At 51.0% G+C, this 23,519-nt stretch carries 14 protein-coding genes; 5 read left to right on the plus strand and 9 right to left on the minus strand.

The genetic code is table 11. From position 1 onward, the window contains the following. Positions 1 to 136: 136 nt before the first annotated feature. Both AC2215_RS01205 and AC2215_RS01210 read right to left on the minus strand, forming a co-directional pair. Positions 137 to 1,648, minus strand: coding sequence for a phytoene desaturase family protein (locus tag AC2215_RS01205; protein WP_486808122.1), 1,512 nt, complete (start codon positions 1,646 to 1,648; stop codon positions 137 to 139). A gap of 371 nt (positions 1,649 to 2,019) precedes the next feature. Beyond that, positions 2,020 to 3,156: a hypothetical protein gene (locus AC2215_RS01210; RefSeq protein ID WP_486808123.1), complete on the minus strand. Its 1,137-nt coding sequence runs from the start codon at positions 3,154 to 3,156 to the stop codon at positions 2,020 to 2,022. Positions 3,157 to 3,412: 256 nt separating this feature from the next. On the opposite strand from AC2215_RS01210, the gene AC2215_RS01215 reads away from it, so the two are divergent. Further along, entirely contained in the window at positions 3,413 to 4,507 is a 1,095-nt protein-coding gene (locus tag AC2215_RS01215) for a DUF389 domain-containing protein (RefSeq protein WP_486808124.1), read from the plus strand. Positions 4,508 to 4,897: 390 nt separating this feature from the next. On the opposite strand, the gene AC2215_RS01220 is transcribed toward AC2215_RS01215, so the two are convergent. Together AC2215_RS01220 and AC2215_RS01225 are read right to left on the minus strand one after the other, a co-directional pair. Further along, positions 4,898 to 5,764, minus strand: coding sequence for a hypothetical protein (locus AC2215_RS01220; RefSeq protein ID WP_486808125.1), 867 nt, complete (start codon positions 5,762 to 5,764; stop codon positions 4,898 to 4,900). Between the two features lie 884 nt (positions 5,765 to 6,648). Then, positions 6,649 to 7,440: a DsbA family protein gene (locus tag AC2215_RS01225; protein WP_486808126.1), complete on the minus strand. Its 792-nt coding sequence runs from the start codon at positions 7,438 to 7,440 to the stop codon at positions 6,649 to 6,651. 228 nt (positions 7,441 to 7,668) lie between these two features. Between AC2215_RS01225 and tatC the strand changes: the two genes are divergently transcribed. Further along, positions 7,669 to 8,448: a twin-arginine translocase subunit TatC gene (tatC, locus tag AC2215_RS01230; RefSeq protein ID WP_486808127.1), complete on the plus strand. Its 780-nt coding sequence runs from the start codon at positions 7,669 to 7,671 to the stop codon at positions 8,446 to 8,448. Between the two features lie 404 nt (positions 8,449 to 8,852). Here the strand turns inward: tatC and AC2215_RS01235 are convergent, their stop codons facing one another. Further along, on the minus strand, positions 8,853 to 14,708 hold the full coding sequence (locus AC2215_RS01235; protein ID WP_486808128.1) for a DUF4347 domain-containing protein: 5,856 nt from the start codon (positions 14,706 to 14,708) through the stop codon (positions 8,853 to 8,855). 658 nt (positions 14,709 to 15,366) lie between these two features. On the opposite strand from AC2215_RS01235, the gene miaB reads away from it, so the two are divergent. Both miaB and AC2215_RS01245 read left to right on the plus strand, forming a co-directional pair. Next, complete coding sequence (gene miaB / locus AC2215_RS01240; RefSeq protein WP_486808129.1) at positions 15,367 to 16,731, plus strand: tRNA (N6-isopentenyl adenosine(37)-C2)-methylthiotransferase MiaB; 1,365 nt, start codon at positions 15,367 to 15,369, stop codon at positions 16,729 to 16,731. Between the two features lie 864 nt (positions 16,732 to 17,595). Beyond that, on the plus strand, positions 17,596 to 18,618 hold the full coding sequence (locus AC2215_RS01245) for a sulfotransferase domain-containing protein (RefSeq protein ID WP_486808130.1): 1,023 nt from the start codon (positions 17,596 to 17,598) through the stop codon (positions 18,616 to 18,618). A gap of 175 nt (positions 18,619 to 18,793) precedes the next feature. Here AC2215_RS01245 and AC2215_RS01250 read toward each other — a convergent pair whose 3' ends face one another. Beyond that, positions 18,794 to 19,996, minus strand: a complete 1,203-nt coding sequence (locus AC2215_RS01250) for an argininosuccinate synthase (RefSeq protein ID WP_486808131.1) — start codon at positions 19,994 to 19,996, stop codon at positions 18,794 to 18,796. A 196-nt stretch (positions 19,997 to 20,192) separates the two neighbouring features. On the opposite strand from AC2215_RS01250, the gene AC2215_RS01255 reads away from it, so the two are divergent. Continuing rightward, positions 20,193 to 20,894, plus strand: coding sequence for a phosphate ABC transporter permease (locus AC2215_RS01255; RefSeq protein WP_486808132.1), 702 nt, complete (start codon positions 20,193 to 20,195; stop codon positions 20,892 to 20,894). Positions 20,895 to 21,082: 188 nt separating this feature from the next. Here AC2215_RS01255 and AC2215_RS01260 read toward each other — a convergent pair whose 3' ends face one another. The 3 genes from AC2215_RS01260 to AC2215_RS01270 form a co-directional block, all read right to left on the minus strand. Further along, complete coding sequence (locus tag AC2215_RS01260; RefSeq protein ID WP_486808133.1) at positions 21,083 to 21,775, minus strand: J domain-containing protein; 693 nt, start codon at positions 21,773 to 21,775, stop codon at positions 21,083 to 21,085. A gap of 49 nt (positions 21,776 to 21,824) precedes the next feature. Continuing rightward, complete coding sequence (gene cysK / locus AC2215_RS01265; RefSeq protein WP_486808134.1) at positions 21,825 to 22,784, minus strand: cysteine synthase A; 960 nt, start codon at positions 22,782 to 22,784, stop codon at positions 21,825 to 21,827. Positions 22,785 to 22,882: 98 nt separating this feature from the next. Then, a complete protein-coding gene (locus AC2215_RS01270) occupies positions 22,883 to 23,323 on the minus strand; it encodes an RrF2 family transcriptional regulator (protein ID WP_486808150.1) in 441 nt (146 codons plus the stop codon). Between the last annotated feature and the right edge of the window lie 196 nt (positions 23,324 to 23,519).

Genomic DNA, 23,519 nt, shown 5'->3' on the forward strand with positions numbered 1-23,519 from the left:
TCCCAAGAAAGTTCATTTCTTGATTGTCTGAATGTCTTGAAGTTTACATCCGAGCTGAAATTGTTCGATCTGAAATCGTTTCAATCGCTATGGCTATAACCAAGCTGGCGACTGCGATCGGAAACTTTTTCTCCCACTATCCAATCCGTTCGAGCAATTTTGCCGTTTGTTCCGGTTTGACTAGGGTATTGGCGCACAGAATGCCCGATGCGGCAACCGCCGGAACCCCAATCCCCGGCATCGTGCTGTCGCCGACGCGGTACAATCCCGATATGGGGGTGTGAGTACTGGGAAACTCGCCCTTTCCGGCCGCGATCGCCGGGCCGTAAGTTCCCTGGTGGCGGCGCAAAAATCGGGCGTGGGTGAGTGGCGTGCCGATTTGTTCGAGGACGATGCGCTCTCGAATATCGGGAATTACTCGTTCTAAGGCGGCAAAGAGGGGTTGCGATCGCGCTTGTTTGCGATCGACGTACGTCTCGTCTTGCTGCCATCCAGCGTAGGGTTCGAGAGTGTAGGCGTGAACGACGTGATGTCCTTCCGGTGCCAGGTTGGCATCCCAAACTGAAGGAATGGAAATCATGCAAGTGTTGCCAGGAACGGTAATATCTCGATCGCTGCGATGAACGACGACGTGGTGTCCCGTTAGATTTTCTAACCCCTGGGATCGAATTCCCAGGTGCAAGTGCATGAAACTTTCGATGGCGGGAGTTGCCAAACTCTCCTGGCGATAGGCGGAGGGTAAATCTTCGGGGGATAGCAGTTGGGTGTAGGTATCCCAAATTGTGGCATTGGAAATCACAATCGGGGCTTCGAGGATTTCCCCGGACTTCAAGCGCACGCCCCGAACCCGCCGATCTTCGACTAAAATTCGATCGACGTGGGTTTTGGTGCGCAGTTGCCCGCCCCAACGCTGCAAACCTCGTACCAATGCATCGACTATCGCCCCACTGCCGCCGATGGGATAGTCGATAACGGAATGGGTGCGTTCCCCAAACATAAAGGCGACTTCCGGGGCAATGGTACCGTGGGCGGGCAATCCCGACAGTAGGAAGCACTCCAAATCGATCAGCCGTCGCACCCACGCATCTTTCACATCGCGATCCATCAACGCCCCCACAGAACTTTGAATCGTACCGATTTGGGGTAAAAGTTTGAGCAGGGAAAAGCCGTACTGCGTCAGCAATACCGGCAGCAGTTGCCAGTCCGATCGCAACATAAAGGTGGGAATCTCTCGCAACCCATCGTAGAGTTCGAGCAATCGCCCCTCGAATTTTTCCAGTTCCGCTGCCCCTTGGGGAGTCATTTGGGCGACAGCTTGACGGTAGCGTTGGCTATTGCCGTAGACGGGAAATGTGCCTTCAGGAAAATGGTAGTGCCCGAGGGGATCGTACGCCACGGTGGAGAGGGATTCATCGAGAACGTCGAGGACTTGCCGCAGGGGATTGAGGCTGCGGCGATCGGCCAATCCGCAGTAAAATGAAGGCCCCGAGTCGAAGTGAAATCCTTGTTTGCTGAAGCTGTGGGCCACACCGCCTGGGATAGTGTGGCTTTCGCACACCAGCACCCGTTTACCGTAACGGGCAAGTAACGCCCCCGCCACCAGTCCGCCAATTCCACTACCGATAACGATCGCTTCAAATTGTGACATTTCCCACCTTCTCTCGATTTGCATCAACCCAAATGTCAGTAACATAAACGAAATCTGCCACCGATGGCGAATGGCGATGGCACATCTGGTCCGCTAGTTCGGGTGAATGTAAGTCGAGTGGTGGGGCTGTGAGGTGGGTTCGGGTCGTGTATGGAAAGGGATCGCTCTTCATCTGGATATATAGCAGTTCGCGCCCTTTTCATTACAGATTTTCAGTCATGGGGAACGGGGAACGGAGAATGGGGAATGGAAAAAACCGATTTTTTCAAGAGTGTAAATAAACCAGTGCTTCGCGCTATATTTGTCAACCGAGACCGTTATACGGGATTCTACCCCCCCTACACCCCACACCCTACCCGAACAGACGTTATCTACGGCTCTTGGGTTAGAGAACCGGATGGAAATCGTTTCTTTCGATCTTTTTGTTCTAAGGTTTCGAGGATACTCAAGTACTTCATCGAAGAGCGTTGAATATCGTGAATGAAACCTCTTAAGATTCGGTATTTTAATGCAAAGTATTCATCGGATGTGGAATCGGGAAATTTTTTTTCTAAATGGTTTTCTAATTCTTGTAAAGTCGCTTCGACCTGTACCATCAAACTATTGACTTTTTTGTGAGAGATTCCTTTAACATCTTTTTCGATGTTTGAAGGTAGAGTGGAGGAAAATCTCTCGATTTGAGTTTTTTTAGAGGAGTCAAGCTCGAAATTCAGAGGATTAAAGGTTAACGGGTTTTCCTCGATCGTCCTATCTTCATCAAATCGATCGTTGGATATCGAGAGTTTTACGGGAGGTTCGCTCGACTCTTTCGAGATAATATTTTTCCCTTCTTGTTGCCGGACGTGGTTATAGAAACGGTGAATGGCTTTAACGATAATATGAGCGACTTCGATATTATTTTGAGTTCGATCGAGGTAGTTCGCTGCTCCTTTGAGCCTAAATTCTATTTCTTCTAAGGTTTCGCAATCGTGGATGAATAGTCGAACTAAGTCATCAAATTCTTGTTGGTTGAGAACGTTCCAATCTTGAACGGTATAATTAAATTTATAGTATAAAGCCGAGTAAATTAAAACTTTAGCTTGACTTAAACTCGTTTTTCTAGAAACTGTAAACTTTAGATCGACCAAGAAATGTAAATTGAATAAGTTTTGATATTTGATTTTTTGATGATTGACCTTTAAATAATTATGAACGCTGTCTAAAAAAGAATTGTTGGATGTATAAATCGGCTTTAAAATGTTTAAAGTTTGATTGGCAAGAGAAAAATATAGAGTTTTCTTATTAATTCTTCTGACAACTTCAATTAATCTGGAGTTGAGCTTCTCGGTCTCTGAGATTCTGGCATATAAATCTAGAATGAGTTGTTGAGTCTTCAGTTTTTCAATTTCTGCAATATCATTTTTCCAGAAATTATTGCGAGCGCAAAATAGTAGTTTTTTGATGCGAATGCGATTGGGATTTTTTTCGATTTCTTCAACGATCGCTTCCAGCTTATTTGTATTTATCATAATAAATTGCGATATTATTTTCGATAATCTTTTCAATAAACGCGCCGATCGTTAATTAGTTTTTGAGGGATAAAAAGAAAAAAATAATATCGGTTTTCAATAGCATCTCCTTGAAATCAAAATAAAAATGAATACCCAAAAAGTGACCACCCGTTGCACCTGCCAACCCTCGCTTCGATCGTATTGATGGTGGCTCCCGATTGCTTTATTGTTAATCTTACTACTAGATTTTTAGTCTGTCGTGTGAATCGCACCCATGCCTAAAGTTCCGGAAGAACAACTCGAACAACTTCGTCAGAACCTACTCGACGATTCTCAAGCTGACCTAGACTATTTATTTCTGACCGTTGCCGCTTGTCTGATTGCCACCTGCGGCTTACTGCTGGGTAGTCCCGCCGTGATTATCGGGGCGATGATCGTTGCCCCCTTGATGCAGCCCTTGCGGGGTTTAGCATTAGGTGCATTAGAAGGAGATCTCGTTTTGTTTCGTCGCAGTGCCTTCTCTGCGGCCATCGGGGCAACGATTGCCATTAGTCTATCCTGGCTGGTAGGACGGGTCGTTGGCATTCCCGAAACGGAGTTTAGCGGTGAAATCCTCGCCCGGACTCAACCCAACTTAGCCGATTTAGGAATTGCCATGACAGCCGGTGCCGTGGCGGGGTTTGCCAAGATTCGCCCGAACCTCAGCGATGCCCTCGCGGGAACGGCAATCTCCGTAGCGTTGATGCCACCGTTATGCGTGGTGGGTTTGGGCTTATCGGTGGTGACACCGCGAGGCTTTGAGACCAGTCAGGGGGCTTTTATTCTCTACCTGACCAATCTATTGGGGATTACCCTAGCTTGTATGTTGGTGTTTGTTTGGGGGGGATATTACATTGAAAATCGCAAAATTACGCGGGCAATTTCTTCAACGGTTGCCTTAACGATCGTCTTATTCGTACCTCTAGCGTTAAGTTTGTGGGAACTCCTGCGACAAGTGCAACTGCGGGCGACCCTTAGAGATATTTTACTGCGACGCACCATCACCGTCGGTCAACAGGTGGAACTCCTCGATACCCAAATTAACTGGAAGACTGAACCTCCGGAAGTTTACCTGCAGGTACGAGTCCGACCGGATGACCCCCTCACTCCCCTTCAAGTGTCGGAAGTTCAAAAACTGGTCAACCATCAGATGCGGCAGCCGTTCGTGTTAATTTTTAATGTCGAGCAAACTCAGGAAATTCGAGCCGAAGAGCGCGATCGCATCCTTCCCCCAACCACCACTCCCATTTCTAACCCGACTCCATCATTTGCTCCAGAACATCAGCAAAATCCGATCGAGCAAATTGACGACGAGACTCCCAATCCATAGGGCGATCGATTTGATGATTGGTTCTGAGGGTCGATGAACGTCACGTGCAACTTTCTGCCAAGTTATAGCCGTTCGCGCCCTTTTCACGACACATTTTCAGTCATGGGGAATGGGGAATGGGGAATGGGGAATAGAACCCACCTATTCACGCGGTATACAACTTAAAGTCTGAAACACTTAGTTTTCCGTTCCGACTAACTATAATCTCCAGATGTCGATTCGCTCAAACGATGTAAATTCAAGACCTCAGAAAACAAGCCATGATTTTTTCAATCGTGCAAATCTCAAGGGGTGACGAGGCGCTAGATGTCGTGACGAAGAAGACAGAGTCTCCTTTTCCTCCATGTTGTTAGGTGTTATAGATTTTTTGAAATATGGCGTTATTTGAGCCTAAAGCTGATAACTCAATCCGGCCAGTAATAGCATACTCGCCAAAAGACTGCCCAAACATCCAATGGCTAAATTGGTCATATTCGATTGACTTGCCGATGCTAAAGCGGTATTGAGATCGGGAGAGGTTAAACGCTCGTAATTTTCAACAGCAACGGTGGTTTCCGGTAGTGAGGAGATGAGGCTACCAATAAAGTAGTGCAAGCCGGCAAAGACTGCTGCACCGAAAACTTTACTCAACATTGAGGCATACACTTCCGTCCAGGCGAGAAATAGAGAATTCAAAACGTAACAGGATCCAACTAAGGCAGCCGTTCCCAATAAAAACTGTATCCAGCTCGCCTCGTAATTATCTTCGTTAATATCTTCAAATAATTCAGGACGATTAACCTTCAATCTGCGTTCGTACTGGAAAAAGAGAAAGACACCCACACAACACACAAGACCGCCGAAAACCAGCCAAGGCCAAGTTCTCAATGGTGCATCATCTTCGACGGGAATAAATTCAACGGCTCCGGTCAAACACCAATAAGCCCCGGTGGAAAAGATAAACATCATCAAAGACATAAATAAATGCCAGATAACCAGCTTTTTTTCTTTGACAATTAGCCTTAATAAATTGGAAGCTTTATTGACTTTACCGGCAAGTATCCATTTACACATGACAATCACCGGTGCAACGATAAACATTAAATAAATGTTGGAAAAATTAGAGCCAAGTGGAGTCGCAATTCCTCCCAATCTAAATAAACTTAAAGAAAGAATCATTAAAAATAGCTCTGGATTATTCGTGCTGGCATTAATGACTAAGGTTCGTTTATCTCTCCCCAAATATTTGCCGGCCAAACCCGCTGCTGAGTTCACCATTAGATCGGTTGTTTTGGGAATTAACCACCAACAAAATACAACTGCGATCGCTAATGAAGTACTTAAAAAAGTAAACTCATTCGTCAAGTCATGCAGTTGTATCATTAACTTTTCCATAGATTTATCCTCAATAATCTGGGGTAACTCAATTCGATAAATGCGTGGGCAGCTGTCGGTGAAAAATATCTGGCTCGATCGCAAAGCTTTGAATTATTTTTGCCCACCAATGAGTATATTTAACGGTGACTCAGCTCAAAAAGTCTGTCGGCTTATTAACTGTTATATCTTACCAAGAATATCGATGTTCGCTCTTGAGACGGTCAGTGCGAACATCGATAGAACCAGCATTAACGACGATCTCCGATTTTTACACAACCTACTCTCTTCTCGTTATCTGCTCCCATTTTCGATCGAAGTTTGCAGGAAATCGGTAACAATACGACGCCAAAATACGACACCAAAAAATACTAAATTGTCGATCGTCTTGTTTGGGGACGAGTGTAATGTGGGTAGAATATCCCGATCTAAACCCAGAGATCGCGATATTCGCAAATTGTTACGATACTGGTGCCGGGGAGCCGGGGAGGCTCAGAAGGTTCGAACCGCTCCCGGAAGAGCGAAGACTCGAAGGTTATTATCGATCTTCCTCGTGCCATACTGCAGAGGATGCAGCCATATTTCGGGCTAGTGCCATCGATTCGATCGTCGGGGTTGGCTCCCCTTCCATTATTTCTACCAGGAGAAGAGGATGGGGGATGAGGTAACGTTTTCTCGAATAGACTTCTGATGGAAATAAACAATCACATCAATTTCTATCTCGAAGTCATAAATTTTTGTCCCCTTTCCCCTTTAACCCTGAACCCTTGTCCAGAAAAGGCAGAAGTCTAATTATTACTCCTCACCCGTTCGAGTGCAGCTTCGAGTTCCGTCAATTCGATCGCGCCGGTGAGGGTTTCTTCATTGAGGAAGAATACTGGGGTGCCGGTGAGTCCCAATTCATCGGCGAGTTGCCGGTCTTGGGAAATCGCCGCTTCAATTTCCGGGCTTTGACGATCGCGATCGAATTGCTCGAGATCTAAGCTCAATTCTCCAGCCAGGGCCACGTAGAGTTCCTCACCCAGTTCGCTTTGGCGCTCGAATAATGCCGAGTGATATTCCCAAAATTTGCCTTGTTCTCCAGCGGCGGCTGCAGCTTTGGCTGCGGGCAAGGCTTCGGCGTGAATGGAGGTCAGGGGTAAATGTTTGTAGGTGAGGGTGACGACGTCGCCGTACTTGGTCATAAACTCATCGATCGTGCCGTGAGCTTTGGCGCAGTAGGGACACTGGAAATCCGAAAACTCGATTAAGACGATATTTTGTTCGGCAGCTCCTTTGGTGGGAGAATTGCCAATGGTGGAAGCGGGATTGTCGATGAGTTTTTGCAAGAAGGCTTGTCGGGCCTGCCGCGTCCGGTTCTGTTTCTCGGCGCGATAGGTTTCCACTGATTCTAAGATGACTTCGGGGTTGTCGCGAAGGATTTGGAGCACTTGCTCTTCTAACTCGGAATCGATCGCCGAACCGCTATCGGAACGAGCGGCCGTCGAACAGCTACCCAATAGAAGACTCAGAAGCAGCAGTCCGACCCACCACAGTTTTTGCGGTGGTTTGATTTGACGTGACACAGACAAAGTTTTCATTACTATCTAACAGAATTGGGAGCAGCCAGAACGGCATATCGCCGTCGCTCTTTCGGGAGAGTGTTTGACGTTCTCCGATCGGGAGAACCACAAGGCCAGTGGCGCCCCGCAGCTAACGAGCATCATACCAGATCCATTTTGGGAGTCAGTCGAACCGCCCCACTCTCGCCAGACGATATACAATAGTCACACCTCTTTTTGATAACCCAGTTCAAATTCACTCCTTCCATGACTGCTTCTCCAGAACTCGACAGCGCTCCGGAAAACAGGACGAACCCTTCAGAAGCAGACTATCTCGACGAAGTCCCCAACGATCTCGAGATGTCTTTGTTCGATCATCTCGAAGAGTTGCGGATGCGCATTTTTTATTCGCTGCTAGCCGTTGGGGCGGGTATGATCGGTTGTTTCGTGGCGGTTAAACCGATCGTGCACCTACTCGAAATTCCAGCAACGGGGGTAAAGTTTCTCCAACTCGCTCCAGGAGAGTACTTTTTTGTCACCCTTAAAGTCGCCGGCTACAGTGGATTGCTCGTCGCCAGTCCGTTTATCCTCTATCAAATCGTGCGATTTGTCCTGCCGGGCTTGACGCGCCGGGAACAGAGACTCCTGGCCCCCATTGTTTTGGGGTCGAGCGTTCTGTTTATCTTGGGTTTGGGTTTTGCCTATATTGCGTTGATTCCGGCGGCGCTTAATTTCTTCGTGAGTTACGGCGCGGGGGTGGTGGAACAGCAATGGTCGATCGATCGATATTTTGAATTTGTCTTGCTGCTTCTCTTCAGTACGGGTCTGGCATTTCAGATTCCGGTGGTGCAAGGATTACTCGGTCTGCTCGGGATTGTTTCTTCAAAGCAGATGCTGTCGGGTTGGCGTTATGTCGTCTTGGGTGCGGCGATTTTGGGTGCGGTGCTCACGCCATCGACGGATCCCCTGACTCAAAGTCTGTTAGGGGGTGCAGTGGTGGGTCTCTACTTAGCGGGAACGGGACTCGTAAAGCTAATGGGTCGCTAAAAAGTTACCTATTTATCCCATTGTTGCGATCGAATGCATACGCCTGCGTATACCCCAATGCATACAAGCCTTATCCATCCTAGAAATAGGTTAATCCCTGGTACGTGCATCAATCTCATCCCCCGCCCCTTTGGGGTGGGGGTTACGTTTTTGGACTCGATCGCCCCAAAGAATTTCAAAATTACTTCCCGACATTCACAAAATTTTCATATTGTTTCGCTACTTTAGAAACTGTCCCCCTTTGGTTAGGGGGGGGACCGCACCCAAGTTTGAAGCACCTAGAAGTATCTAGGTGCTTTTTTTAGTCTTTTTGTCCGTTTGGGAGCGCACTTTTCGGGTTCGGATCGGATGGGGAACGGGGTTACACCCCAAGCTCCCCGGACATTTCCGATCTCGAACGGACATTAGATGACCTGGAAGTTCGTGGCATCCAAAGCGAGATTGCCACTGAGGAAAGCCAGCTGTTCGGTGCCCGCACTGATGATGGTGGTACTCGCATCTTGAGTAATGGTCAGCCCCTCGAAGGTTAACCCACCACTGAGGGCAATTAGATCGACGCCGACTTGGAAATCGGTAATCGTATCGATGCCATTACCCGATGCGAGGACGAAGACATCATTTCCAGCGTCTCCAGTCAGGAGGTCGTTGCCGAGATCGCCCAACAGGACGTCGTTGCCCGACCCCCCTTTGATGGTGTCGTTGCCCTGACCGCCGTACAGGGCGTCATTTCCAGAAGCCCCTTCTACAGTGTCATCGCCGGAGTTCCCGAACGCGACATCGTCGCCGCCGCCACCGCAGAGTTTGTCGTTGCCGTCACCAGCCGATCCCGGAATCCCGTTACTGCCGATGAGGGTATCGTTCCCCAGACCGCCACAAACGGTATCGTTTCCGAGATCGCCGAGGAGTCGATCGTTCCCCGCTTCACCCCAGAGGATGTCGTCATCTTGACCCCCCCGGCCGAAGTCATCACCGTTACCACCGACAATGCTGTCATTGCCCTGGTTGCCTTCCATGACGTCGTTTCCGTCTAAACCAAACAGGAGATCGTCTCCGGTGACATCAGGGTCGGTGATGATGCCGTTCCCGCCAATGAGGGTGTCATCGCCCAGGTCGCCGACGAGGACATCACTCTCTTGGTCGCCGTAGATGACATCGTTATTTTTACCCCCGTAAACCAAATCCTCGCCTTTTCCGGCAACGATGAAATCCTCTCCCTCGCCGCCTTTAATCACATCTTCGCCAGCATTTCCAGAAATGAAATCCCGATCGCCCTCGGAATCGGTCGCACTACCGCGACTGCCGAGAATCGTGTCGTCACCGAACTCACCCATCAGGGTGTCATTTCCTTCGTCCCCGAAAATGCTGTCATTGTCTTGACCGCCGTGAGCGACGTCATCTCCGTCTTCACCCACGAGCATGTCACCACTCTGGTTACCAAACAGAACGTCATCTCCCGGGCCCCCGTAGAGCATATCTTCGCCCTCGACATCGGGATTATCGGGATTGCCGTTGCCACCGGTCACGGTGTCGTTGCCCAAGTCTCCGCCAACGGTGTCGTTACCGATATCTCCAAAGACGTCGTCGTTATCTTTACCGCCGTAAGCGAGATCGTCGTCTTGGCCAGCGCGAATCAAATCGTCCCCTTGACCGCCTTTAACCAAATCTGCCCCCCGATTGCCGAAGAGAGAATCTCGTTCTTCTCCACTCCCGACGGGCTCGACGCTGCCCAGACTGCCAAGGATGACATCATCGCCGAGGTCGCCCCCAACAAAGTCATCCCCTTCATCGCCGAAGAGTTCGTCCCCGTCTTTACCCCCCTGAACGGAGTCATTACCTTCTCCACCGGTCACGGTGTCATCTTCCTCGTTTCCGTTCAGGTAGTCGTTTCCGGGGCCCCCATCAATGCGATCGGTTCCCGAGAGTTCTGGATCGTCGAGTTGCAGGTTGTCCCCGGCAATATTGTCATCTCCCTCATCGCCGCTAATTTGGTCTGCGCCGCGATCGCCACGGATTTCGTCATTATTTTGACCGCCGAAGATGACATCCTCTTCTTCACCGCCAAAAATTAAATCTTGGCCGCCACTCCCCTCGATCGTATCCCGACCTCGGTTACCGGCGAGGGTATCTCGGTCTTGGTTCGGCTCGTTCGGGGTTTCGCCGGCGCGACCCCCGCGAATGATGTCATCTCCTTCGCGACCTTGGATGTTGTCGCTTCCACTCGAACCTCGGAAATTTTCATTATCCCCACCCCCAATGCGGGTATCGTCTCCGTCGGTTCCTTCTTCGAACCGGGTGTCGGATAACTCCGGTTGAGGAATATCACCCGGGGGGAAGACCACCGCACCGGGAAGCTCTGCTGGGGTGGGAACCAGGAAGCCGCCGATGGTTGGAGGTAGGTGGGGGCAGTTATCTTCAGGATCGATAACCGGCGTGACGGGGTCCGTGTCCGTGTCCGTGTCCGTGTCCGGATCGGGATCGGGATCGAGAGGTCCGCCCTGGGGTGAGAGGGTGACCGTTCCCGGAGTCGGATCGCTGGTCCCGAAGTTATCCGTGGCAGAGTAGGTAAACGTCGCTCCCGAGAAAGTCCCCGTGGAGGAGAAGAAGAGGTTATCGAGTTGGGTCGGACTCAAGCGCAACCCAACAACGACCGGTGCCCCATCTACCGCAGGATCGCCCAGGAAGAGGGTTCCTTGCTCTTCGTCGGGCAACGATTCGATGGTAAAGAAGGAAACCGTGCCGTCGGGGTCTTCCCCACCCAAATTGGTAATTTGGAGGGTGGTATTGGGTCCGAGAGTGCCAGTAGAATCCTCCGTGTCCGGGGGGAGGTTCGAGCCGCTAATGGTAACCGTAGCCGGAGTTGGATCGGTAACGCCAGAGGTATTGGTGGCACTGTACTCGAAGGTCGTCTCGTTGAAAGATCCGCTCGGTTGAAAGAAAACGATGTCGATCTGCTCGGGGGTGAGCACTTGACCCAGTTCGATTGGAGTTCCACCGGCGGTTGGATCTCCGAGGAAGATCTGCCCCTGGTCTTCTGGAGGTAGGGTGACAATGGTGAAAAAGGCAATTTCGTTGGCGGGAGTGCCTCCGAGTCCCACCACATTCACGGGTTCGTCTTGGGCGCTGGTGGTTGCCGGATCGGTATCTGGGACGGAACTACCAGCGGTGAGGGTGACGGTGGCGGGGGTGGGATCGACGGCTCCCGTATCGTCTTGGCTGCTGTAAGTGAAGGTGGTGCCATTGAAATCCTCATCCCCGACGAAGAAGAGATCGTTAATCCGATCGGGGGGAATTTCTTGGTTGACGGTTACCGCCGTACCCCCGGTTGCCGGATCGCCCAGGAAGAGGGTTCCCCCTTCGGGCAGGGTATTGATGACAAAGCTATTGACACTGCCGTCGGGATCGTTTCCACCCAAATCGGGAATATTGGTGGCGATGCCAGGATTGGCTGGGGTCGTCGCGTCATCGGTTTCGGGAAGAATATTGGCATCCGGCGGTGCGAGAAAGACTGTCCCCGGAGTGGGGTCTTGGGTTCCTTCGTTATCGACGCTGGAGTAGTTAAAGGTGGTTTGGGTAAATTCGTCGGTGGCACTGAAGGTTAACCGATCGAGTTCGGCCGGGGTAAGCTGCTGTCCGATGGTGACGGGGTTGTCGTCGAGGAGTAACTGCCCTTGTTCGGTTGGGGGCAGGGTATCGATAATGAAGCCCGTTACCGTCCCGTCGGGGTCAGTTCCCCCCAATCCCACCAGGGTCACGGTTCCACCGGGTTCGACGCGATCGACGGAATCGGTGGTATCCGGGGGAGTGTTACCGGGGGTGAGGGTAACGGTGGCTGGAGTGGGGTCGGGGGAGCCGTTGTTATCGATCGCCGTAAAGTTGAAGGTCGTGCCGGTGAACTCGGGTTGCGCCCGGAAGACGAGATCGTCAACCTGCTCGGGAGTTAAGGTTTGATTGGGTTGGACGGGAACGTTGTTGAGCAGCAGAATCCCTTGCTCGGGGGGCGGCAGTTCCGTAATCCGATACAACGACACCGTACCGTTGGGGTCCGTCGCCATCAGAGGCGGTAGGGTGGTGTCGGTTCCCGGAGCGACCTCTACCGAGTCATCCTCGGCATTGGGGGGTGGATTGAGGACGACGGTGGCCGGGGTGGGGTCGGTGGCTCCGTTATTGTCCGTGGCGGCGTAGGTGAAGGTGGTGCCGGTAAAGCTGTTGGTTGCCTGAAACTCCAGTTGGGCGAGTTCCTCGGGGGTCAGCACTTGACCTTGAGTCACTTCGTTGCCGTTGAGGAAGAGGGTGCCCTGATTGGTGGGGGGTAGGGTGCTAATGGTGTAGGAGACCACCGTGCCGTCAGAGTCTTGTCCGATGAGTCCGACGAGCTGTTTGGTGTCCCCGGCGGCGACGTTATCGGTCGCATTTTGGGTTTCCGGGGGCAGGTTGTCGAGGGCCAACGTTACGGTATCGTCGATGCGATCGCGATCGGGATCGTCGGGATTGTTGGTGAAGTCGGGGTCGGGGTCGGCTAAGTTGAAACCCGCGGGCGGTTTGACGGTAACGGTATTGCTGAAAATCTGGCTGGCATCAGCGGTCACCGTTCCCCGAATGGTGACGACGATGGTCGACATCTCGTCGAGATTGACCAGGGCGCGATAGTTACCATCGGTGAGGGTTTGGGAGGTTAACTCGCCGTTGCCTTCGGTGATGGCAAAGGTGATATCGTCAAGATTGACATCGAGTCCGTCGGGGATGGGATCGGTGATTTCAATTCCCGTGAGGTTGAGGGGGTCGCGATCGGGCGGCGCGTCGCTATTATTGGTCAGGGTGATGGTATAAACCACCTCGTCGCCCACCTGCACGATCGTTGGACCGCCAGCTTTCTGTGCCACTAAGTCCACTTCCGGGGTCGCCGAGGGCAAACTTCCCAAGTCGGAGAGGGGAACTCCGGTTTCGCCCACAAATTCGGTATTGACGATACCACCGGCCGCATTCTCGAAGTCCAAGCGATACAAACTCCCGGCAGAGGTTGCATACAGGTCGCCATCTTCCCCGAAACCCAGCGAACCTGCACCCCGTCCATCGAGCGTCCGACCGTCGGGACCTCTGACCGAGCCTAGATAGGTGGTGGATTGGCTACTCAGCTCGAAGGTGTAGAGATCGTAAAATTCAGTCCCGTCGTTGGTGTTGCTATTGACGCTGATGAAAAGTCGATTCGGATCGATCGGATCGAAAACGACATCTCCACTACCCCCCGTTGTGGGAAAGGGTTTGCTGCCGCCGGTAATTCTTGCAAATTCCGTCGCCCTCTGGTCGATGTCTCCGTCTTCAATATTGATGGTGTAGAGGATATTGTCATCCCCGGTCATGGCATATAGGGTGTTATCCCGAGCTTGACCTAGTTTGACGAACTGACCGGGAACCCCCACCTCACCCCCCAGGATGTTAGTTCCGTTGGTCGTGCCCGGTTCCCCGAGCGCCGGGTCCCAAGAACCCACCCGGGCCGTTCCATTATTTTCGATGCCGATGTAATAAACCAAACCCCCATCGGTTTCGGTGGGGTCTCGTCTGGCAATGGCGAACGTCCTAAACGGCAACCGACCGGCTTCTTCAGAGGTGCCGTCATTGACATTCACCACCCGAATATTTAAATTACCGGGTTCGCTATTCCCCCCCTGAGACGCATAGAGGGGATTGGATTCTGGCAGAACGCCGCCGTAGCTATCGAGAGTCGCACTCTCGAAGGCCAAAGCAAATCTACCGGGAGCGGTTCTCGCATCCAAGTCCCAGTTTCCCCCGAGGGCGGCATTTCCGATTAACGTGGTCGAGGCGGCGATTTTAGTGTTGAGAATCTGACCCAGTTGCCGCACGAACTGTTGTCCTACCGCGCCTGCTGCAACCCGACAGCCGTAAAGTAACACTTCGGCATCGGCAGCAAGGGCTTTTCGCCAGCGATGGAGTTGATGGGTGTAGCGCTCTAGGGTGGCCTCGTTGAGTCGAGCCGTTCCCAACCGCAGCCTTCCCGGTTCCCCGTGAGAAACGACGTGTACGGAATCGATATCGGAACGGGAGGCTAAAACTTCGGTGATTTGACCGATACCATCCCCTTGAGGGTCGAGGCGAACGACTTCCGTACCGGGGCGGATGCCAGCGATGAGATGCTCGTGTCCCTCGACGGTGGATTCGAGGAAGACAATCCGCCCAAATTCCGTTGAAGTTGTCGGCGTTTCGATCGAAGATGCCAATAAATTTTTGTGCTGATGACCGTACATCGATTTAAGTCTTAAAGATTACTAGTGGCTGTAAATATTTGAGGCAACCGGGAAAATTTTCATGCAGCACAATATATTCCCAAAATGGAAACCGTTCGTGCGTATTTTCTGTTTTTCTGGCTCGATATTCCTGAGGAATCGATAACAGATTGTGACCTGTTATCGCCTGTAGGTACCAGACTGTTATAAAAATTTAACCCGCCTTCTTGGATATATCTTCTTCTTTGAAGAACTAGCTCGAATCACTTAAGTTTGCGTTCGAACTGTTTACGACACGAGCCTTGAATAAGGATATATCATCGGGATACAAGATAGCGCGATCTCTGGTGTTTTATCAAGTCGCGACGATACAAAAACCAACTTGTATTGCTATACTGACAATCGTAAAGAGAAACTGAAGGAAGGAGCGCGATTTTAGCGTTTTTACCGACCCTCGATCGAACCCTCAGAAACTAGATTTTTAGGAGTAGACTGTCGACCTGGCTCGGTAGAAGAGCGAACACAGAAAGTTGACAGTTGAGGCAGATGATTGGAGTCGATCGAACGGGCTAAGGCTTAAGTTAAGCGAGCTTTTTAGCTTCTAAGGGTCAATACGGAATTATTACACCCATTAGTCTTCGAGCATTATAGTATTTACACTGAACTAGGACAACTACCGATGAGCCGTAAATATCATATCGTTACCTTTGGCTGCCAAATGAATAAAGCGGATTCCGAGCGCATGGCAGGTATTCTCGAAGGCATGAATTACGAGCCCTCGGACGATCCCAACGGTGCGGATTTAGTTCTCTACAACACCTGTACCATCCGCGATAATGCGGAGCAAAAAGTCTATTCCTATTTGGGCAGACAGGCCAAACGAAAGCACGACAAACCGGATCTGACCTTGGTGGTGGCCGGTTGTGTCGCCCAACAGGAAGGAGAGGCGCTTTTGCGGCGAGTGCCAGAATTGGATTTGGTGATGGGGCCCCAACACGCCAACCGTTTGGAAGATTTACTCGATCGCGTCTTCGATGGTAACCAAGTCGTGGCGACCGAGGCCATCCATATTATGGAAGATATTACCCAGCCCCGGCGCGACAGCCAGGTGACGGGGTGGGTGAACGTCATTTACGGTTGCAACGAACGCTGTACCTACTGCGTGGTTCCCGGGGTGCGGGGTACGGAACAGTCGCGAACCCCCGAGGCGATTCGATCGGAAATTGAAACCCTCGGACGATCGGGATATAAAGAAGTCACTCTGCTCGGGCAAAATATCGATGCCTACGGTCGGGATTTACCCGGAAGCACATCTGAGGGACGGCACAAGCATACCCTGACAGATTTGCTCTACTACATACATGATGTGGAAGGTATCGAGCGAATTCGCTTTGCCACGAGCCACCCCCGCTATTTCACCGAACGTCTGATTCGGGCGTGCGCGGAGTTACCCAAAGTCTGCGAACATTTTCACATCCCCTTCCAGTCCGGGGATAACGATCTCCTCAAAGCCATGGCGCGGGGATACACCCACCAGAAATACCGCCGGATTATCGACACCATTCGTCGCTATATGCCCCAGGCTTCGGTGAGTGCCGATGCGATCGTCGGTTTTCCGGGGGAGACGGAGGAACAGTTCGAGAATACCCTCAAATTGGTGGAAGAGATTGGATTCGATCGGGTCAATACCGCTGCGTATTCCCCCCGTCCGGGGACCCCAGCCGCCTTGTGGGATCACCAAATTAGCGAAGAGGTGAAAGTCGATCGCCTGCAACGCTTGAATCACGTGGTTGCGACCGCTGCGGCCGAATGTTGCGGGCGTTACCTGGGTCGGGTGGAAGAGGTTCTCGTGGAAGCGCAAAACCCGAAAAATCCCGCTCAGGTGATGGGGCGTACCCAAGGTAACCATCTGACGTTTTTTGCCGGTGATATTGAGGAACTCAAAGGAAAATTAGTCTCGGTGAAGATTCGCGAAACCCGTGCGTTTAGCTTAACGGGCGATCGAGTTGAGGGTTCGGTACTCGCAACATCTTCTGTTTCGTAAGGGATGTGCGCAAAAAGAATGGATCGCAACTGCCAGGGTGGTTAAGACAATGTGGGACGATGTAATGAACTCCAGGTCTTTTCCACCCGGCCTACGGTGATTTGCATCCTAACTGATCTGGCGGTATTGATGGCTCGTCCGGGTACGGACACCCGCCACCGTTTTTCGCGAAGACCCCCATCGCTTTTATATTGACTTTTATTCTCTTGAGTGGTGTCCGTAACGATCGCACGTTACCTGTGATTAGTGTCACGGACAATCTCAAATCAATACTATCTATGAGTTAAATTTTATTTAAACGGCTTAATACTTTAACCTAAACTTATGAATTCCTAAATAGCACAAGACTTTTACATGTTTTTCGCTTCAAAATCCGGGTTGTTAAACGTATAGATTCCGTAAAGAAACTGAACGTTCGTAGCAATTTGCGATTACAATTCAGTACTATCACTCAATAGAGTAAAGCGAGAACAACAAAGCGGACTCGCAAAGCTATATCTCACAAAGGTGCACAACGCTTGAATTCGATCGAGATGGCGATCGAAGTGATGATACGCAAGCATCGGAATAGGGTTTATTCAAGCATCTACAAAGCACCGAGTTGTATCTACACCATCAGAATCAGGCAGAATCGAAAAAGTTAAAGACTTCTAGCATCAAAAACTTTTTCACAAGATCGATCTTCACTTGCAAGCTTTATCTAAAACAAAAGAGAAAAGTCACTCAATCTTGTTTAGATTCCGATTATTACTTGATTTCATGTCTATTTGAATAAAATCCCCCGAGATTTAATTCTGGGTGTCGTGACTTGATTGATTCAGACTCGTCACGGTAGTAGCACGTAGCAAATTTTAGCCTCCTCACATGAGAATACCCAACTTCTTTATCGTTGGCGCACCCAAGTGCGGCACAACTTCGCTTTGCCATTATTTAGGACAACATCCAGAGGTTTTTATTCCTCCCGCTAAAGAAATTCATTATTTCGGTCGCGATCTAACGGGCAATAAAAAAGCCAAAAACGAAGACGAGTACTTGAGTTTCTTTCAAAATCGTTCGGAGAAAATGTGTGGTGAAGGCAGTACTTGGTATCTGTTTTCCAAACAAGCATCTCGAGAAATCGCTCAATTTAATTCTAACTCGAAAATCATTGTTATGCTCAGAGAACCCGTCTCTTTGCTGCATTCCCTCCATAGCCAGCGAATGGTAAACGGATCGAGCGAAAATATTTTCGATTTTCAAGAAGCATTAGAAGCGGAAGGCGATCGACGCAATGGCAAGCGAATGCCAAAACAATGCATGAGACCCGAAGGATTGTTTTACAGCGATGTGGTGAAATTTACCGAACAAATCGAACGGTATTTTGAAGTGTTTGGTCGCGATCGAGTTCGCGTGATTATTTTTGACGACTTTAAAGCCAACACCGCCAAAGTTTATCAACAAACGCTCGAATTCTTAGGCGTTTCTGCTAACTTTCGTCCGAACTTCACCAAAATGAATGCCAACAAGCGAGTTCGCAGTGCTGCCTTACAAAGATTTCTGCGCTTTCCCCCCTCCTGCTTAGATCGATTGGGGAGATCCGTGCCGTTCTGCCCGAAATTCAAAGAGGCTTGGTGGTCGCAGTTTTCTCAAACGGCTAGAGCTTGGAACACTTACGCTGCACCTCGATCGCCTCTCGACCCCGAACTGCATCGAAGCTTGCAACGGAAGTTCGCCCCAGAAGTAGAACGTTTGAGCGATTTACTCCAACGGGATTTGACTGATTGGAGTCGAGAAATCCCCATCAAGCCAGAACCCACTCCTTCTGCCCTTCCTCGTTTAACGAGTTCGTTATGGCAAGACTGGATGCACGAACCGCTTTTTGCCTATCTCAATCGAGAGTACCTTTAGTGGGTAAGAGGTTTGGGGGCCGGGGGAGGTGGGGAAGAGAATTAAAAATTCGTCTTGGAAAGTTGAACGGGACGGAAACCGACACCGCTCACTTTCCGCAAAATTAAAAATTCACACTCCCCACCTGCAAATTTTCCCCCTTCCGAATTCTGAATTCCGAATTCAGGATTCGCGCTTAGCCTCGGGTTTTCTGAGACCAAATTCGGGTGGGTAAGCCCCAGACGTAGATGAAGCCCTCTGCGGCTTTGTGGTCGAACTCGTCGTTCGCGCCGTAGGTGGCTAAATCATCGGAGTACAAGGTATTTGCTGACTTGCGTCCCACAATGGAGGCATTGCCTTTGAGCAATTTCACCCGTACCGTTCCCGAAACTCGTTCCTGGGTTTGTTGGATGAAGCCATCGAGAGCATTTTTGAGGGGACTGTACCAGAGGCCGTTGTACACCAACTGGCTGTAGGTTTCTTCAATGCCCCGCTTGTACTGGGTCACATCCTTCGTCAGGGTCAGGCTTTCCAAATCGCGGTGGGCGTGAATGAGAACTGAAAGGGCCGGGGCTTCGTAGATTTCCCGCGACTTAATCCCCACTAAGCGATTTTCCACCATATCCACCCGTCCGACACCGTGGCGACCGGCGAGTTCGTTGAGTTGCGTTACCAATTCTACGGGGGAAAGCGCTGCACCGTTGAGGTGGGACGGAATCCCTTTCTCAAAGCCAATTTCCACGTACTCCGGTTCGTCTGGAGTATCGGCAATCGCACTCGTCATCACGAAGACTTCTTCGAGGGGTTCCGTCCAGGGATCTTCGAGGGGACCCGCTTCGATACTGCGTCCGAGGAGGTTGCGATCGATACTGTAGGGAGAGGATTTCTTCACCGGGGAGGGAATGCCAAAATTTTCCCCGTAGGCAATGGTTTCTTCCCGACTCATCCCCCATTCCCGCGCGGGGGTGAGCACTTTCAAATCGGGGTTGAGGGCGGCAATGGCAACGTCGAACCGCACCTGATCGTTACCTTTGCCGGTGCAGCCGTGGGCTACTGCATCGGCACCGTATTCCGCTGCCGCCTCCACCAGCAACCGAGCAATTAACGGACGGGCTAAGGCTGTAGACAGAGGGTAGCGATTTTCATAGATCGCATTCGCCTGGATTGCTGGAAAAGCGTAATCTGTAATAAACGTTTCGGTCGCATCTGCAACCAAAGATTGACTTGCTCCGGATTTGAGAGCTTTTTCCCGAATCGGATCGAGTTCGTCTCCCTGCCCCAAATCTGCGGCTAGGGCAATCACTTCTTCCACGCCCCACTCTTTTTTCAGGTAAGGAATGCAGACTGTGGTATCGACTCCACCGGAATAGGCAAGCACCGCTTTCTTAGCACGACCCATGAATTTACTTTTTTTCTGAACGACACAAACTTTTATTATCTGACGAATGTTGACATCTGAATATCCAAAAGCCTAAATCTTCTCGATTTCCCTCGTGCTAGCGATTGGTTCTGAGAACTGCCCCGGTTACGCCGGGAGTCCGGAATATCCGCTACACTAATCGTTAGCCGTCAAGCCGCGCACCCGATCGTCTCCCATGGCACTCGTTCCCTTAACTCGCCCTAAATTTGAAGAACTCGTTCCCCTATATGCCACCGGCGGTCAATATCTGTACTGTTGGGGCAAGTTTCAGGATTTCCTCAAACAGTTACTGATCTCCGTGGTTGCCGTGGCGGCGATCGCCCTGATCGGAGGATTTCTCTCCCCTGCCCTCCAATTGATGCTAGGGATTGTTGCTGCCCTCTACTGGCTGTGGATACCGATCGCGAAAGCCGGGATGCGCAATTCTAAATACCGTCAGTACAAATACAGTGGGTTTTGGCAGGGGAAAGTTTTAGATGTCTATGTGACTGAAGAGTTGCTGGGGACGGAGGAAACGGCAAACCAGCGCGGAGAATTGGTGATCGTCGAAAACCGAGAACGCCGGCTAAATCTCGAAATTGGCGATCGAACCGGTTTTGCCACCAGCATTCAAGTTCCCCTCAAGCGCCACCATCAATACATCAAACGGGGAATGGTAGTGCAGACGATCGTCATGTCGTCTCAACCAGATTTAAGCTACATTGCCGATATTGGCGATATTTACATTCCCAGTCGCGATTTATGGGTGGGGGACTATCCCTGCGTGCGTCGAGATATTTTCATCGATATCGCCCAACAATTACGAGATTCTCAAGGGGGACGCCGGCGTTCTCGGCCAGCGTCTTATCCAACTCCGGGACGGCGATCGCCCATGTAGTCTCGAATCTGGTTGAATAACCACAATCGATGGATCGGGGCAGGCAATCGCGATGGGAGAAAAGCGCTTTGTGAGATCGAATACTCCAATTCTGACTCACCAGAATTGACAATGATGGTTTTCTATTCCCTACACACCCGACACCCAACCCCCACCCTCACCCGAAACAGTCTGATCCCAAACTGACGTTAGAATAGGTTCCCCAAACCCGCTTGAGCATCCTCTTGCAATCGGGCCGCAATCCGAAACAATTCTTGACCGGTATGCAAGTGGCGATCGTCGTAGTTGAGGGTAAAGCTTTCTAACTCTTCGATGCCGTCGCCGAGTTGGTTGAGACAGTAGTACAAATCAGCGGCGACTCCTGCTAAGGAAGCGGGATTGGGGAGAGAACGAAAGGCTTTTTCAGCGTTGTGCAACAGATGGCGGCAATCGCGGATATAGTCGCAAAACGCTTCCATGAGTTCGTCGTCAAAGGGATCGGCAGAGAGGTCTTCGATTCGATCGTTGAGGGAATGCAAAATGCGATCGAGGCTGGCATCGATGGGATGGTAGATGCGAGATAACCATTGCTGAACTTGCGCGTCGGCATTGGCACCGGCGCGACGGGAACTGCGATATTGGTGGTAAGCCGCTGTTGCGCGTTCCGACTGAGTACGCCGCGACGGGCGTTCTTCGCGAGCGCGATCGTAAGATTGACGGGAATCGCGATCGCCCAACACCTCGTAAGCGGCGTTAATGCGAACGATGCGATCGGTTCCGGGTTCTTCTCGGTTGCGATCGGGGTGATATTGCTTCACCAAACGGCGATAGGCCTGTTTAATTTCTGCCTGAGTCGCCGTGGGACTGACTTTCAGGACATCGTAATGATTGAGATCCTCCATCGCCGCCGGTGGGTTTGAAATTGGGGTTGTCGGGGTTTGCCGTGAGATGTTAAGTCGCAGTTTGAGCGGTGAGTTGGGGATCTTGGAATAGGGGCGTACTCAAATATCGCTCGCCGAAACTCGGCTGAATCATTACGATCAGTTTACCGTCATTTTCCGGTCGTTGAGCCACCCGAACGGCAGCACATAAGGCAGCACCGGTGGAAATTCCCGATAGCAATCCTTCTTCCCTCGCCAGACGGCGACCGTAGGCGATCGCATCTTCATCGGTCACCGTCACCACTTCATCGATCGAATCCACATCGAGCACGTGGGGCACGAAACCCGCACCGATCCCCTGAATTTTGTGAGGACCCGGATTGCCGCCCGAAAGAATGGGACTATTTGCGGGTTCGACGGCAATGGCTTGAAAGCTGGGTTTTTGGCGTTTGAGGACTTGGGCCGTGCCGGTAATCGTGCCTCCGGTTCCCACCCCCGCAATCAGAATATCCACCTGACCGTCTGTATCGTCCCAAATTTCCTGGGCGGTGGCTTCTCGATGAATATGGGGGTTGGCTGGGTTGCGGAACTGTTGCAACATATAGGCGTTGGGGGTATTCTCCACGATCTCCTGAGCGCGAGAAATCGCCCCTCGCATTCCCTCAACTCCCGGAGTCAGTTCCAATTGCGCGCCGTAGGCTTGCAGCATGCACCGACGTTCCATACTCATGGTATCGGGCATGGTAAGAATGAGTTTGTATCCCCTCGCCGCCGCTACCATGGCCAAGGCAATCCCGGTGTTTCCCGATGTGGGTTCGACGAGGACGGTTTGACCGGGGGCAATGGTACCTTCCCGTTCTGCGGCATTGACCATATTCACCCCAATCCGATCTTTGACGGAGGAGGAGGGATTCATGCCTTCGAGTTTGACAAGGATGCGCGCCACGCAACCTTCTGCTTTGGGGATGTGATTGAGTTGGACTAGAGGGGTGTGGCCGACGAGTTCGGTAATATTATGAGCAATTTTCATAATCGTAATGGGATTTCGATCGGGATAATCGTGCTGGAATCGCTTTGGGGTATGCCTGGGTGGCGACGGCTGGACAACTCGAGAGCGGACGTCCGAGATTAGATGTAATACATAATATCGAGTTGCTGCCGAGCATCCCGTTGGTCTTTAAGATCTTGCAAGGTATATTTTTTTAGGACGGAATGGGTCGTTTGGCGTACTTCTTGCCACATCTCGCGAACGATCGCGCTTTCTAGGGTTTTTGGACTGGATTTGGTGGCCCCCGATCGCGTTTTTAAACCTTCAATACATTCAATGACTTCGAGGAGGGTAATCTTCCAGGGTTCGCGGGCGAGTAGGTAGCCACCTTTAGCCCCCCGTTCCGATCGCACTAAACCGCCGCGTCTGAGGGTGGCGAGTAACTGTTCTAAGTATCGATCGGGAATATTCTGGTCAGTGGCAATTTGCCGAATCTGTCGGGGTTCGCCTCGGTGGTAATGGGTGGTGAGTGCCAGCAGAGCCAACATGGCATATTCACTTTTGCAAGAAAGTTCCACGATCGCGATAGGAGGTAAGTGTCGATCTCAAATGCTCTCCATTATACCCCGGTTCTCCACTGGGGTTAAGCAGATTCTGGTGTGGGGTGTAGGGTGTGGGGTGTAGTGCTGCTACGCAGAATTAAAAATGCGTCTTGAAAAGTTGAACGGGACTCAAGCCGACGCCGCTCGCGATGCACGCAAAATGCGCGCATTAAAA

The sequence above is a fragment of the Zarconia sp. genome (assembly GCF_057467645.1).

What these genes read in the sequence shown, in the direction of transcription:
- AC2215_RS01255 (WP_486808132.1), top strand. Translation starts at nt 20,193, where the DNA reads ATGGCACTCGTTCCCTTAACTCGCCCTAAATTTGAAGAACTCGTTCCC.
- tatC (WP_486808127.1), top strand. Translation starts at nt 7,669, where the DNA reads ATGACTGCTTCTCCAGAACTCGACAGCGCTCCGGAAAACAGGACGAAC.
- AC2215_RS01250 (WP_486808131.1), bottom strand. Translation starts at nt 19,996, where the DNA reads ATGGGTCGTGCTAAGAAAGCGGTGCTTGCCTATTCCGGTGGAGTCGAT.
- AC2215_RS01210 (WP_486808123.1), bottom strand. Translation starts at nt 3,156, where the DNA reads ATGATAAATACAAATAAGCTGGAAGCGATCGTTGAAGAAATCGAAAAA.
- cysK (WP_486808134.1), bottom strand. Translation starts at nt 22,784, where the DNA reads ATGAAAATTGCTCATAATATTACCGAACTCGTCGGCCACACCCCTCTA.
- AC2215_RS01215 (WP_486808124.1), top strand. Translation starts at nt 3,413, where the DNA reads ATGCCTAAAGTTCCGGAAGAACAACTCGAACAACTTCGTCAGAACCTA.
- AC2215_RS01225 (WP_486808126.1), bottom strand. Translation starts at nt 7,440, where the DNA reads ATGAAAACTTTGTCTGTGTCACGTCAAATCAAACCACCGCAAAAACTG.
- AC2215_RS01235 (WP_486808128.1), bottom strand. Translation starts at nt 14,708, where the DNA reads ATGTACGGTCATCAGCACAAAAATTTATTGGCATCTTCGATCGAAACG.
- AC2215_RS01245 (WP_486808130.1), top strand. Translation starts at nt 17,596, where the DNA reads ATGAGAATACCCAACTTCTTTATCGTTGGCGCACCCAAGTGCGGCACA.
- AC2215_RS01260 (WP_486808133.1), bottom strand. Translation starts at nt 21,775, where the DNA reads ATGGAGGATCTCAATCATTACGATGTCCTGAAAGTCAGTCCCACGGCG.
- AC2215_RS01205 (WP_486808122.1), bottom strand. Translation starts at nt 1,648, where the DNA reads ATGTCACAATTTGAAGCGATCGTTATCGGTAGTGGAATTGGCGGACTG.
- miaB (WP_486808129.1), top strand. Translation starts at nt 15,367, where the DNA reads ATGAGCCGTAAATATCATATCGTTACCTTTGGCTGCCAAATGAATAAA.
- AC2215_RS01220 (WP_486808125.1), bottom strand. Translation starts at nt 5,764, where the DNA reads ATGGTGAACTCAGCAGCGGGTTTGGCCGGCAAATATTTGGGGAGAGAT.